The organism is Parabacteroides goldsteinii DSM 19448 = WAL 12034 (genome assembly GCF_000969835.1).
GTDB classification, from domain to species: Bacteria; Bacteroidota; Bacteroidia; order Bacteroidales; family Tannerellaceae; genus Parabacteroides; species Parabacteroides goldsteinii.
In genome coordinates this window covers 1938589-1951119 of record NZ_KQ033912.1, presented here as the reverse complement: position 1 = coordinate 1951119, position 12531 = coordinate 1938589, and the positions used below count along the sequence as shown (strand labels likewise).

Sequence of the window (12531 nt, the reverse complement as noted above, 5' to 3'; positions counted from 1 at the left end):
AAGAATGGCTAATTTAGATTTAAGCAAGTACGGAATTACCGGTGTAACAGAAATTTTACACAATCCGTCTTATGATGTTCTGTTCGCAGAAGAAACAAAACCATCTTTGGAAGGTTTTGAAAAAGGTCAGGTAACAGAACTGGGTGCTGTAAACGTAATGACAGGTGTTTACACAGGTCGTTCACCTAAGGATAAATTCTTTGTAAAGAATGAAGCCAGCGAAGACTCAGTATGGTGGACTTCTGAAGAATATAAAAATGATAACAAGCCTTGTACTGAAGAAGCATGGGCTGATCTGAAAGCTAAAGCTGTAAAACAATTGTCAGGCAAACGTCTGTTCGTTGTCGATACATTCTGCGGTGCAAACGAAGCAACTCGTATGAAAGTTCGTTTCATCATGGAAGTAGCTTGGCAGGCACATTTCGTAACTAACATGTTTATCCGTCCGACAGCTGAAGAACTGGCTAACTACGGTGAACCTGATTTCGTTTGTTTCAACGCTTCTAAAGCAAAAGTTGACAACTTCAAAGAACTGGGTCTGAACTCTGAAACTGCTACAGTTTTCAACTTGAAGACTAAAGAACAGGTTATCCTGAACACTTGGTACGGTGGTGAAATGAAGAAAGGTATGTTCTCTATCATGAACTACATGAACCCGCTTCGTGGTATCGCTTCTATGCACTGCTCTGCTAACACGGATAAAGAAGGAACTAGTTCAGCTATCTTCTTCGGTCTGTCTGGTACAGGTAAGACTACTTTGTCAACTGACCCGAAACGTCTGTTGATCGGTGATGACGAACACGGATGGGATAACGAAGGTGTATTTAACTACGAAGGTGGTTGCTATGCTAAGGTTATCAACCTGGACAAAGAAAGCGAACCGGATATCTACAACGCTATCAAACGCGATGCTCTGTTGGAAAACGTAACAGTTGCTGCTGACGGTACTATTGACTTCGCAGATAAGAGCGTAACAGAAAATACTCGCGTTTCTTATCCTATCTATCACATTGAAAACATCGTTAAGCCGGTATCTAAAGGTCCGCACGCAAAACAGGTTATTTTCCTGTCTGCTGATGCATTCGGTGTATTGCCTCCGGTATCTATCCTGACTCCGGAACAAACTCAGTACTACTTCCTTTCTGGTTTCACAGCTAAATTGGCAGGTACAGAACGTGGTATCACTGAACCGACTCCTACATTCTCTGCTTGTTTCGGTGCTGCATTCTTGTCATTACACCCGACTAAATACGGTGAAGAACTGGTTAAGAAAATGGAAATGACTGGTGCTAAGGCTTATCTGGTTAACACTGGATGGAATGGTAGCGGTAAGCGTATCTCTATCAAAGATACAAGAGGTATCATCGATGCTATCCTGGATGGCTCTATCGACAAAGCTCCGACTAAGGTTATTCCTTACTTCGACTTCGTTGTTCCGACAGAACTTCCGGGTGTTGATCCGAAAATCCTTGATCCTCGTGACACTTACGCTGATGCTGCTCAGTGGGATGAAAAAGCTAAAGATTTGGCTGCTCGCTTCCAGAAGAACTTCGCTAAGTTCACAGGTAACGAAGCTGGTAAGGCTTTGGTTTCTGCCGGTCCGAAATTGTAATTCAAACGCCGGAGGTAAATCTTACCAAAGGTTAAGAATAATATCATCAAAAAGCGTGGAACATACCGTTCTGCGCTTTTTTTTGTATATCTACATTAATTTTATCATAAATGTTAGTTTGTTTTAAAATCTATTGTTATCTTTACCGCGTATTATCCGTTAATGTGTGGGTTTAAGGTATAATGATAAAACGTTTATTACTGATTTTAGGAGTCGCATTGTTTTTGTCGTCGTGCGGCAAGGACGTCTCTTACCGAATTGAAGGCAAGTTGTCTAATTTGGAAGATGAGACGCTATATGCTGTTTTTGAGAATGACAATTATAAAGTTGTTGATACCATCACTTGCGAGAAACCCGGACAATTCTCCCTGAAACGGAACGAAGGAGATTTCAATACCGTAACGATTTTCTTCGATAATAAAAAAAGCTGGACCACGGCTTACCTGATGAAAGGAGAGAAAGTCACCATAACCGGTGATGCTCTTTATCCGGCTTTGCTTCAGGTGAAAGGCGGACGTGTCAACGACCAGTTGAATTCTTTTCGTAAAAGTGTTACTCCCCTGCTGAAGGAGCAGGCAGACCTGATCAAGATATTAACGAGTAAAAGCAGTCAAACAAATACAACGGAAGATACTGATATTCCTTCTCGTCTGACGAATGTAAACCATACCCTGAGTGAACGGGCGATGGAATATATACAAGAACATCCGGATGAAGAAGCTTCGGCTGTTTTATTGCAATATTATTTTATGAATCCGGATGATACCCGCAAAATGGATGAATTGCTGGCTGTGTTAAGTCCGAAATTGAAAGATTTTTATCTGATTCGTAAAATGCAGGATTACAGTATGAAAGCACAGCGAACTTCTTTGGGTGCAGAAGCTCCGGGTTTTAATGTAAAGAATGTATATGGACATACTGTGAGTCTGGATTCGTTTCCGCAGCGATATTTGTTACTTGCTTTTACGGCTCCTTGGTGCGATATGTGCCAGACAGAAGATCTGTTTTTGGATAAGGTCGCGATGAAGTACCCGAAAGAGAAAGTCGATATGCTGTTGATCAGTCTCGATGACGACCCGCAGGAGGTACGCAAGTTGTTGGCAAAGGATAGCATCAACTGGAATTTGGTAACCGATTCTGCCGGACAAGCAACAATGCTGGTTGATCTGTATAATGTGAATGCACTTCCTCGCTGTTTTCTGATCGATGAGGAAGGAAAGATCATCATGAAAACGGATAACGGTGTAGAAATAGAACAAACACTTGAAAAACTGGTAGAAAAATGAGATAACGAATTATAAACTTCCAACCAAAATCATTAATTATGTTAGTAAAATCTTATGCCGCCGCGGTGCAGGGCATCTCTGCAACCATTGTCACCATTGAAGTAAATTGTACAAAGGGAATCCAATTCTTTCTGGTAGGTCTTCCCGATGTTGCTGTGCGTGAAAGCCACGAACGTATCATTTCTGCGCTTCAGGTGAGTGGATATAAATTCCCCCGTAATCGAATTGTGATTAATATGGCACCTGCCGATATTCGGAAGGAAGGTTCTGCTTATGATCTGCCACTGGCTGTCGGGATACTGGCAGCCGCCGAGGAATTGGATGCTTCGCGGCTGGATAAGTTTATCCTGATGGGCGAACTATCGTTGGACGGAAGCCTGCAACCGGTAAAAGGCGTGCTCCCTATTGCTATTAAAGCGAGGGAGGAAGGCTTTAAGGGTTTCATACTGCCCAGGCAGAATGCCCGTGAGGCCGCTGTTGTCAATAACCTGGAGGTCTATGGGGCCGATAACATCAAAGAGGTGATCGAATTTATGGGCGGAAAATGCGAACTGGAACAGACTGTTGTTGATACGAGGAAAGAGTTTTATGCCCGTCAGGAGCAATTCGAGTTTGATTTTTCAGATGTACGCGGCCAGGAAAATGTAAAACGAGCTTTGGAAGTCGCTGCGGCAGGAGGCCATAATCTGATTATGATCGGTCCGCCGGGAAGCGGAAAATCAATGTTGGCCAAACGACTGTCCACGATCCTTCCACCATTCACCTTACACGAATCGTTGGAGACGACTAAGATACATTCTGTAGCCGGAAAGATAGGGGTGGAGACTTCCCTGATGGTGCAACGCCCCTTCCGTTCGCCGCATCATACCATTTCAAATGTAGCAATGGTGGGAGGCGGTGCCTATCCTCAACCGGGTGAAGTGAGTCTGGCTCATAACGGCGTGCTGTTCCTCGATGAATTACCGGAATTCAACCGGAGTGTTTTGGAGGTGATGCGACAACCGTTGGAAGATCGAAAGATTACTGTTTCTCGTGCCCGTTTCTCGGTCGATTATCCGGCCAGCTTTATGCTGGTTGCCTCGATGAATCCTTGTCCCTGTGGTTATTACAACCATCCGGACAGGGCTTGCCTTTGCCCTCCGGGGGCAGTGCAGAAATATATGAACCGTGTATCCGGCCCGTTGCTCGACCGTATCGACATACAGGTGGAGATTGTACCAGTCCCTTTTGAAAAGATATCCGAACAACGTCCGTCTGAACCCAGTGCTGCTGTTCGTGAACGGGTTGTTAATGCCCGTGCAATTCAGGAAAAACGTTTTGCCGACTACGAAGGTGTATATTGCAATGCACAGATGACCACGCAACTTCTGCATAAATATGCCGTACCCGACGCCGCTTGCCTGTCTCTTCTTAAAACGGCCATGCAACGTCTGAGCCTTTCCGCCCGTGCTTACGACCGTATCCTGAAAGTAGCCCGTACCATTGCCGACCTTGATGCCTCTGAAAAGATAGAAACACGCCATCTTGCCGAAGCCATTAATTACCGGAATCTGGACAGGGAGAGCTGGGGATTGTAAAAATTATTCCGTACCTTTGCCCCTCAAAAAGAGAACACAAGGTATGGAAAAACATTTTAAGAGAACGCTGATAACTACGGCGTTGCCGTATGCGAACGGACCGGTACATATCGGACATCTGGCCGGGGTGTATGTACCGGCCGATATTTATGCCCGCTACCTTCGTCTGAAGGGGGAAGAGGTATTGATGATCGGGGGATCGGACGAACATGGTGTGCCTATTACCCTCCGTGCTAAGAAAGAAGGTGTTACACCGCAGGATGTGGTGGACCGTTTTCATGGCATTATCAAGAAGTCTTTCGAGGAGTTCGGCATCTCGTTCGATATCTATTCACGCACAACTTCGTCTACTCATCGTCAGGTAGCGTCGGACTTTTTCCGTACCCTGTATGAAAAAGGAGAGTTTATCGAGAAGACCAGCGAACAATATTACGACGAGGAAGCCAAACAATTCCTTGCCGACCGTTATATAACCGGTACATGTCCGCATTGCGGTAACGAAAAGGCTTATGGTGACCAGTGCGAAGCCTGCGGTACATCGTTGAATGCTACAGACCTGATCAACCCGAAGTCTGCCATTAGTGGTAGCGAACCGGTGATGAAGGAGACCAAACACTGGTATCTGCCCTTGGATAAGCATGAACCGTTCCTGCGCAAATGGATTCTGGAAGATCATAAAGAATGGAAACCGAATGTGTACGGACAGTGCAAGAGCTGGCTGGACATGGGATTGCAACCGCGTGCCGTAAGCCGCGACCTGGACTGGGGTATCCCTGTTCCGGTAGAAGGAGCGGAAGGCAAAGTGCTTTACGTATGGTTCGATGCCCCGATCGGTTATATCTCCAATACAAAAGAATTACTTCCCGACAGTTGGGAGACCTGGTGGAAAGATCCTGAAACCAAGATGGTACATTTCATCGGAAAGGATAATATCGTGTTCCATTGCATCGTATTCCCAGCCATGTTGAAGGCGGAAGGTACTTTCAATCTGCCGGAGAATGTGCCAGCCAATGAATTTCTGAACTTGGAAGGCGACAAGATCTCTACTTCCCGCAACTGGGCGGTATGGTTGAACGAATATCTGGTGGATATGCCGGGAAAACAGGACGTGTTACGTTATGTCCTGACCGCCAATGCTCCGGAAACAAAAGATAACGACTTTACCTGGAAAGACTTCCAGGCACGTAATAACAACGAGTTGGTTGCCATCCTGGGTAACTTCGTAAACCGTGCTCTGGTGCTGACTGAGAAATATTTCGAAGGAAAAGTGCCGGCAGTAAGCGAACTGACTGACTATGACCGTCAGACTTTGAAAGATTTCGAAGATGTAAAAGCAAATGTGGAACGTCTGCTCGACACCTATCATTTCCGTGATGCCCAGAAAGAAGCCATGAACCTGGCCCGTATCGGTAACAAATACCTGGCAGATACGGAACCCTGGAAGCTGGCAAAGTCAGATATGACTCGTGTGGCAACAATCATGAACATCGCTTTGCAGATCACAGCCAACCTGGCTATTGCTTTCGAACCCTTCTTGCCGTTCAGCATGGAGAAACTCAACAAGATGTTGAATGTAGAACCGTTAGGCTGGAGCCGTCTGGGCGCAACCGATTTGTTGGAAGCCGGACATCAGCTTGGCAAATCCGAACTGCTCTTTGAAAAGATCGAAGACAGTGTGATCGAAGCGCAGGTTCAGAAGTTGCTGGATACAAAGAAAGCGAACGAAGAAGCCAACTATAAAGCGAAACCGATACGCGAAAACATCGCGTTCGATGATTTCACAAAACTGGATATCCGTGTGGGAACGATCCTGGAATGTACAAAGGTGCCTAAGGCCGACAAGTTGTTGCAGTTCCGTATCGATGACGGTCTGGAGAAACGTACGATCGTTTCCGGTATCGCCCAGCATTATGCCCCCGAAGAGTTGGTCGGAAAACAGGTTTGTTTTATTGCCAACCTTGCTCCGCGTAAGTTGAAAGGCATCGTATCGGAAGGTATGATCCTCTCTGCTGAAAACTTCGACGGCAAGTTGTCTGTCATCACTCCGGAAAAAGAAGTGAAACCGGGTAGCGAAGTAAAATAATATAAGATCTCCGGTGCTATGGAACGTAAGAGTGCCGGGAGTATGAATGATAATAGAGCCGGTATTCTTATCTGTAAGAGTCCCGGCTCTCTCATAGGTAAGAGTCCCTAAGCTCTCACTTATCATAGAAAAGAATGTTAAAGGTCTTTTATGCAATAAAAGATTATTTGAAACGTTTTAATCTTCATAAGATAAACAGTGGTATACAATAGGAAAGATGCTTGAAAGACATATACAAATGGTTGACTTGCAAGGTCAGTATCATCGCCTGAAAGAGGAGATAGATGCAGCCATGCAAACTGTTATTGAAAGCAGTGCCTTTATCAACGGTCCTCAGGTGAAAGCTTTTGGTGATCATTTGGCTGATTATTTGGATATTCCCTATGTGGTTCCTTGCGGAAACGGAACGGATGCTCTTCAGATCGCTTTGATGGCGTTGCAGTTGCAGCCGGGGGATGAGGTGATTGTTCCGGCATTTACCTATGTGGCGGCTGCCGAGGTGATCGCTTTGCTGGGATTGACTCCTGTGCTGGTGGATGTAGATCCGCGAACCTATAATATCGATCCCCGTAAAATAGAAGAATCTATTTCCCGTAATACCAAGGCAATCATTGTAGTTCACCTGTTCGGACAGTCCTGCGATATGGCTCCGATCCTGAGAATAGCCGGCATGTATCATCTCCATGTGATAGAAGATAATGCGCAGTCTGTTGGTGCGGAGTATACTTTCCCGGATGGGCAGGTGAAGAAAACAGGGACAATGGGCGTTATCGGTACGACTTCGTTTTTCCCATCCAAGCCGCTGGCCTGTTTTGGTGACGGAGGCGCTTTAATGACTTCTGATGAGAGTCTGGCAAAGCGTATCCGTATGATCGCAAATCATGGTCAGGAAGTTAAATATCATCATAAGTTGATAGGATGTAACTCTCGTCTGGATACCCTGCATGCCGCTGTTTTGGATGTGAAGCTGAAGTATATCGACGAGTTTACAAAAGCCCGGCAGGTCGTTGCCCGAAGATATGACGAAGGTTTGGCTTCATGCGAGCAGTTGATTCTTCCGAAGAAGAGTGATTTCTCTACACATGTCTATCATCAATATACGGTTCAGTTGAAACCGGTTCCGGAGTATTCGGATACGGCAAAGCATCGGGAGGCATTACAAGCGGCCCTTAAAGAGAAAGGTATTCCTACCATGGTATACTATCCCGTTCCTTTACAAGCACAAGATGCCTATAAATGGATGGCACGTACCCCCGGAAGTATGGAAACAGCAGCCCGTTTAAGCAACTGTGTTCTATCTTTGCCGATCCATACGGAGATGACAGTGGAAGAACAGGAATATATAATAGATGTATTGGTAAAGGAGTTAGAGAATAGAAAAATATGAAAGAAAATAAGATAAAATTCGCCGTAGTCGGTTGTGGTCATATCGGAAAGCGCCATGCCGAGATGGTAACCCGTGATCAGGATGCCGAATTAGTCGCTTTATGCGATATCCGTCCTCGCGAAGAATTGGGAATAGAGGGGTATGAAGTCCCTTTTTTTGCCGGTTTGCAGGAATTATTGCAGAGTGGCATTCAGATAGATGTCATTAATATCTGTACTCCGAACGGTTTGCATGCGTCTATGGCGGTACAAGCTATCGAAGCCGGTTGTAATGTGGTGATAGAAAAACCGATGGCGTTGACACTGGCTGATGCGGAGAAGGTGGTATATGCTTCTTTGAAATACCGTAAACAGGTATTTTGCGTCATGCAGAACCGCTATTCCCCTCCTTCCGTGTGGATTAAGGATATGATCGACTCTGGCAAATTGGGTAAAATATACATGGTTCAGTTGAACTGCTATTGGAACCGTGACGAACGCTATTATAAACCCGGTGGCTGGCATGGGGATGCTGCGCTGGACGGCGGAACGCTCTTCACCCAGTTCTCCCATTTTATCGATATTATGTATTGGTTGTTCGGGGATATCTGTAATATCCAGGCCCGTTTTGCCGATTTCAATCATGATAAACTGACCTCTTTTGAAGATTCCGGCTTTGTGAACTTCAATTTCGTGAACGGAGGAATGGGTAGTCTGAGCTATTCGACTGCTGTCTGGGACAAAAATATGGAAAGCAGCATGCTGATCGTGGCAGAGAATGGCAGCGTAAAGATCGGCGGACAATATATGAACGAAGTGGAATATTGCCATGTGAAGGAGTATGAAATGCCTGAACTAGCTCCAACCAATCCGGGTAATGATTACGGTCCTTACAAGGGATCGGCTCAGAATCATAATTTCGTGATCCGCAATGTGGTCCGTGTCCTTTCCGGCTCCGGTTCGGAATGTATTACAACGAATGTCTTGGAAGGTATGAAAGTCGTAGATATAATACAACGTATCTATGCTCAAAAGTAACGATTCTGAATAAGAAATAATGATCGGTAATTTCCCTTTTATATAAATAACGATTTTAGAAGGGAAAGAATCCCTTCAAATTCCTATCTTTGTGGAAGTTTTGTCATTTCCAGCATGGGACTGACCAACATTGTTGTGCTCTCATTCTTATGAAAAGGACTGAGATATATAGAGAAACTCAAATTGAACAGATAGCATGAAACAGATTTTAGTTACCGGAGGAGCCGGTTTTATCGGCTCTCATCTTTGCGAACGCCTGCTGAAAGACGGGAACAATGTGATTTGTATGGATAATTATTTTACAGGTCTGAAACAAAACATTGTTCATTTACTGGACAATCCCTATTTTGAGCTGGTTCGCCATGATGTGACATTCCCGTATTATGTGGAGGTCGATGAGATTTATAATCTGGCTTGTCCGGCATCTCCGATACATTACCAGTTCGATCCGGTGAGTACAACTAAAACATCTGTTATCGGTGCCATCAATATGCTTGGGTTGGCTAAACGTACCAAAGCACGTATTCTTCAGGCTTCTACCAGTGAAGTTTATGGTGATCCGATCGTCCATCCCCAGGAAGAAAGTTATTGGGGAAACGTGAATCCGATCGGTTTGCGCAGTTGTTATGATGAGGGCAAACGTTGTGCGGAAACTTTATTCATGGATTATCATCGTCAGAATAAGGTAGATGTCAAGATTATCCGTATTTTCAATACCTATGGTCCCCGTATGCGTCCGGATGACGGCCGGGTTGTTTCCAACTTTATCATGCAGGCGTTGAAAGGCGAAGATATTACTATTTACGGAGATGGAAAGCAAACCCGTAGCTTCCAGTATGTCGACGACCTGGTGGAAGGTATGATTCGTATGATGGCTTCCGAAAACTTTACCGGACCTGTCAATTTGGGAAATCCGAGAGAATTTACCATGCTGGAGTTGGCCGAGTTAGTATTGAAGATGACTAATTCGAAATCAAAAATAATATTTACCCCTCTTCCTTCTGATGATCCGAAACAGCGTAAACCGGATATTACTTTAGCAAAAGAAAAACTGAATGGCTGGGAACCTAAAATCCGTTTGGAAGAAGGTTTGATAGATACAATTAAATATTTCAAGAGCCTTTAATTTTGCATTTTGATTATAAATTATGAAAATAGCGATAGTAGGAACAGGCTATGTCGGCCTGGTTACCGGAACCTGTTTTGCAGAAATGGGGACCGAAGTTTTTTGTGTAGATGTTAACACCGAAAAAATTGAAAACCTTAAAAAGGGGATAATCCCTATCTATGAACCCGGCCTGGAAGATATGGTCCATCGTAACCAGCAGGCCGGAAGATTACACTTTACAACCGATCTTACTGAATGTCTGGACGAAGTGGAAGTTTTGTTCAGTGCCGTAGGTACGCCTCCCGATGAGGATGGTAGTGCCGATTTGAAGTATGTGCTTGAGGTAGCCCGTACTGTCGGTCGGAATATGAAGAAACATATTCTGGTCGTAACAAAGAGTACGGTTCCCGTCGGCACAGCAAAGAAAGTACGCCGGGCTATCCAGGAAGAACTGGATAAACGTGGAGTAGAGATCGAGTTCGATGTAGCTTCTAATCCTGAATTTCTGAAGGAAGGAGCAGCGATCAGCGACTTTATGAGTCCGGACCGTGTTGTTGTGGGTGTAGAATCTGAGCGTGCAGAAGAGCTGATGACTCGTCTGTACCGTCCTTTCCTTTTAAATAATTTCCGTGTGATTTTTATGGATGTGCCATCTGCCGAGATGACCAAATATGCTGCGAACGCCATGTTGGCTACCCGTATCAGTTTTATGAACGATATAGCCAACTTGTGTGAGATTATCGGTGCGGATGTAAATATGGTACGTAAAGGTATCGGTTCCGACAATCGTATCGGTAACCGTTTCCTATATGCCGGTATTGGTTATGGCGGTTCATGTTTTCCTAAAGATGTGAAAGCTTTGATTAATACAGCCAAGCAAAATAATTACCCGATGCGTATCCTCCAGGCAGTCGAGGAAGTAAATGACGAACAGAAATCTCTTTTGTTCCATAAACTCGAAAAGCATTTTAATGGAGACCTGAAAAGTAAACGTATCGCTATCTGGGGACTGGCTTTTAAGCCTGAAACAGACGATATGCGTGAAGCTCCTTCTTTGGTTTTGATAGAAAAACTGTTGGCGGCAGGTTGTGAGGTATATGCTTACGATCCTGTAGCAGTAGAAGAATCAAAACGTCGTATCGGAGATGCGATTCATTATGCAAAAGATATTTATGATGCAGTAGTGGATGCCGATGCCCTGATGCTTGTAACGGAATGGAAAGAGTTCCGTATGCCTTCCTGGTCTGCCATAAAGAAACTGATGGCTACTCCGCTGGTTCTTGATGGCCGTAATATTTATGATATCAAGGAGATGGAGGAGAACGGGTTTGTTTATCATTGCATAGGGAGGTAGAATACAAGTATGGAATAATGTATTATAAACTAAAAACAATTAACTATGAAAGAAGATGTGATTAGATTCAGTGATGTAGAAGATTGTATTCTAACGCTAAGGCAACAGAGTGTATTGCTTGATTGTGATGTCGCAATTCTTTATGGGGTTGAAACGAAACGTGTAAATGAAGCAGTAAAAAATAATCCTGATAAGTTCCCTGAAGGTTATGTTATTGAATTGACAAATAACGAATTCAAAGATTTGCGGTCGAAATTTTCGACCACAAATCTTACGAAGTCAAGGGTTTTACCAAAAGCTTTTACAGAAAAAGGACTTTACATGTTGGCTACGATCCTGAAAAGTAGTAAAGCAACACAGACAACAATAGCAATAGTTGAAGCCTTTGCGAGAATTAGGGAATTGTCCAAGACTGTTTTACAGTTACCTACCGCCGATGAAGCACAGCAGAAAACACTTATGCAGCGCACGAGTGAGTTAATGGCTGACTTATTAGATGATGAACCAAAAGTAACAGATTCGGAAACGACAATAGAATTGAATCTGGCTGTTTTAAAGTTTAAGCATACGGTGAAAAGAAGATAAGAGTGGTTGGTCATAAAGAAGTTTTTTGAAAAATAACTATCATACTATCATATTTTGTTTGTACTCATTGATTTACAGGATGTATAACTATGATGGTTGATGAATTTATCTATCATAGAACTATCATAAACTGTCATTACCGTTTTACTCTCCGTCTGTTTTGTGTTAAGTATGACATTTAATTTGTCAAAGTAGTTATCTTTTTTAGCTAAAACAGGGAGAAAATTTTCCCGGGACCCTCATTTCGACAGTTTTTATACCCCGGTCTAAACGATGCTGACACCCGGGTGTGGAGATGGTTAAGACCCGGGTCTGAATGAATTTGTATAGTTATGTCTTTGAAAATAAGCAATATACTGTTTGAAAAAAGATAGCTGTTTTTATGATAGTATGAGAGGGTAATTTGTATCTATCATGTATACTGTCATAGCCTGTGTGTAATGAAATTGAAACTGTATAAGTGTTTAAATGAGAGTATGACAGTTGTTTTGAAAGAAAAGTCAAAACTAAAATTAGAAATACC

At 43.8% G+C, this 12531-nt stretch carries 9 protein-coding genes; all 9 read left to right on the top strand.

Translation table 11 applies throughout. The features are described from left to right. Nucleotides 1–4 precede the first annotated feature (4 nt). The 9 genes from pckA (at nucleotide 5) to HMPREF1535_RS07240 (ending at nucleotide 12008) form a co-directional block, all read left to right on the top strand. A complete protein-coding gene (pckA, locus tag HMPREF1535_RS07280) occupies nucleotides 5–1612 on the top strand; it encodes a phosphoenolpyruvate carboxykinase (ATP) (protein ID WP_009860706.1) in 1608 nt (535 codons plus the stop codon). A gap of 182 nt (nucleotides 1613–1794) precedes the next feature. Next, complete coding sequence (locus HMPREF1535_RS07275; protein ID WP_009860707.1) at nucleotides 1795–2898, top strand: TlpA disulfide reductase family protein; 1104 nt, start codon at nucleotides 1795–1797, stop codon at nucleotides 2896–2898. Nucleotides 2899–2936: 38 nt separating this feature from the next. Beyond that, nucleotides 2937–4475, top strand: coding sequence for a YifB family Mg chelatase-like AAA ATPase (locus HMPREF1535_RS07270; RefSeq protein WP_046145722.1), 1539 nt, complete (start codon nucleotides 2937–2939; stop codon nucleotides 4473–4475). A 43-nt stretch (nucleotides 4476–4518) separates the two neighbouring features. Beyond that, nucleotides 4519–6558, top strand: a complete 2040-nt coding sequence (gene metG / locus HMPREF1535_RS07265) for a methionine--tRNA ligase (RefSeq protein WP_046145721.1) — start codon at nucleotides 4519–4521, stop codon at nucleotides 6556–6558. 217 nt (nucleotides 6559–6775) lie between these two features. After that, entirely contained in the window at nucleotides 6776–7945 is a 1170-nt protein-coding gene (locus tag HMPREF1535_RS07260; RefSeq protein WP_046145720.1) for a DegT/DnrJ/EryC1/StrS family aminotransferase, read from the top strand. Next, nucleotides 7942–8961 (top strand): Gfo/Idh/MocA family protein, encoded by a 1020-nt coding sequence (locus HMPREF1535_RS07255; protein WP_010801366.1) that lies wholly within the window; start codon nucleotides 7942–7944, stop codon nucleotides 8959–8961. Before HMPREF1535_RS07260 ends, HMPREF1535_RS07255 begins: the two co-directional genes overlap by 4 nt. 196 nt (nucleotides 8962–9157) lie before the next feature. Continuing rightward, complete coding sequence (locus HMPREF1535_RS07250) at nucleotides 9158–10087, top strand: UDP-glucuronic acid decarboxylase family protein (protein ID WP_009860713.1); 930 nt, start codon at nucleotides 9158–9160, stop codon at nucleotides 10085–10087. Nucleotides 10088–10109: 22 nt separating this feature from the next. Next, entirely contained in the window at nucleotides 10110–11423 is a 1314-nt protein-coding gene (locus HMPREF1535_RS07245) for a UDP-glucose dehydrogenase family protein (protein ID WP_046145719.1), read from the top strand. 45 nt (nucleotides 11424–11468) lie between these two features. After that, nucleotides 11469–12008, top strand: coding sequence for an ORF6N domain-containing protein (locus HMPREF1535_RS07240; RefSeq protein WP_046145718.1), 540 nt, complete (start codon nucleotides 11469–11471; stop codon nucleotides 12006–12008). Nucleotides 12009–12531 lie beyond the last annotated feature (523 nt).

Bases quoted from the DNA above. Each gene is read 5' to 3' on its own strand.
- HMPREF1535_RS07275 (WP_009860707.1), top strand. From the start codon at position 1,795: ATGATAAAACGTTTATTACTGATTTTAGGAGTCGCATTGTTTTTGTCG.
- HMPREF1535_RS07250 (WP_009860713.1), top strand. From the start codon at position 9,158: ATGAAACAGATTTTAGTTACCGGAGGAGCCGGTTTTATCGGCTCTCAT.
- metG (WP_046145721.1), top strand. From the start codon at position 4,519: ATGGAAAAACATTTTAAGAGAACGCTGATAACTACGGCGTTGCCGTAT.
- HMPREF1535_RS07260 (WP_046145720.1), top strand. From the start codon at position 6,776: ATGCTTGAAAGACATATACAAATGGTTGACTTGCAAGGTCAGTATCAT.
- HMPREF1535_RS07240 (WP_046145718.1), top strand. From the start codon at position 11,469: ATGAAAGAAGATGTGATTAGATTCAGTGATGTAGAAGATTGTATTCTA.
- HMPREF1535_RS07245 (WP_046145719.1), top strand. From the start codon at position 10,110: ATGAAAATAGCGATAGTAGGAACAGGCTATGTCGGCCTGGTTACCGGA.
- HMPREF1535_RS07270 (WP_046145722.1), top strand. From the start codon at position 2,937: ATGTTAGTAAAATCTTATGCCGCCGCGGTGCAGGGCATCTCTGCAACC.
- HMPREF1535_RS07255 (WP_010801366.1), top strand. From the start codon at position 7,942: ATGAAAGAAAATAAGATAAAATTCGCCGTAGTCGGTTGTGGTCATATC.
- pckA (WP_009860706.1), top strand. From the start codon at position 5: ATGGCTAATTTAGATTTAAGCAAGTACGGAATTACCGGTGTAACAGAA.